The sequence below is a fragment of the Alcanivorax profundi genome (genome assembly GCF_003597125.1).
Lineage (GTDB): Bacteria > Pseudomonadota > Gammaproteobacteria > Pseudomonadales > Alcanivoracaceae > Alcanivorax > Alcanivorax profundi.
On sequence record NZ_QYYA01000033.1, the window covers coordinates 1 to 984 of the forward strand.

The 984-nt window shown below is 62.3% G+C and carries 1 protein-coding gene; it reads left to right on the top strand.

Annotated elements, in window-relative coordinates:
* Positions 1–705, top strand: a 705-nt coding sequence (locus D4A39_RS16725) for a hypothetical protein (RefSeq protein WP_233552516.1), incomplete at its 5' end; no start/stop codon positions are given.
* Between the last annotated feature and the right edge of the window lie 279 nt (positions 706–984).

Below are 984 nucleotides of genomic sequence, written 5' to 3' on the forward strand. Positions count from 1 at the left end.
AGGGCGCGGAAGGCTCGCGCAGAGGCCGGAGCGGCTCCTCATGAGCTCGTGAACCGGTCCGTAGCAGAGCTTCACACCGACCTGCCCCTGGAGATCGAGGCGAAGCGCCAGGAGCTCGCCGAGCTCAAAGAAAAAATCCTGAAAAACGAGGTTCGGGCCGAAAAGGCCAGAGCGAAGGCCGAGCAAGACGAGGATCGTGCAGAAAAGGCTCTGAAAAACGCCGAGATCTACGAACGTCGGGCGTCAGAAGCCGAGGGGAAGGTCGAAGGGCTGGAGGCTCAGATCATAGCTCTGGAGAGGGTCGAGGCAGCGAAGGGTGCTGCTGAAGCGGCGCGGGACCAGGCCCTAGAGGCGCAAAAAGGCGCGGAGAGCCGCGCAGAGGCGGCTGAGAGCCGCATGAAGGACCTGGAGACGGGTGGGGTAGCCGCGATCAATGAAGCCGCCTCAGTGGCCGCTCAGGCGGCCGCAGCGGTGATTACGGGGGGGCTGTATCAGAACGATCAGGGAAAGTGGAAAGTCGGGGAGGGCTCTCCCTCAGCTGAGCGCCTCAAGCCACTCTGGAAACACCTGCGCCCTGCCCTGGAGTGGGTTGCGCTCTGGTGGGACGATGTGCGGGGCAAGGTCACTGCTCTGCCAGAGCCAGAGCAGCAAGCGTTCTTCAAAGAGGTCCCACCTGATGAGATCGAAGAGGAACCCGCGCCTTGAGGCGGCAGGTGCCGGTGACCCCTCGCACTGATCCACTCTCAGCAATCAGGCATTAGCCAGAAGCTCCGGCCTCAGGCTTCTGGGCGCTACCGCGCCACCAGAACCCCCTTCGTGTCCCGTCAGTGTCCAGTGTCAGTGTCAGTGTCTGTTCCTTCCCCTGACACTGGACACTGACACTGTAGGCCAAAAGTGGACACGCCGGAGGGTAAAAGTGGACACGCCGGAGGGTAAAAGTGGACACGCCGGAGTGTATGAGTGGACACGCCGGAGTGTATGAGT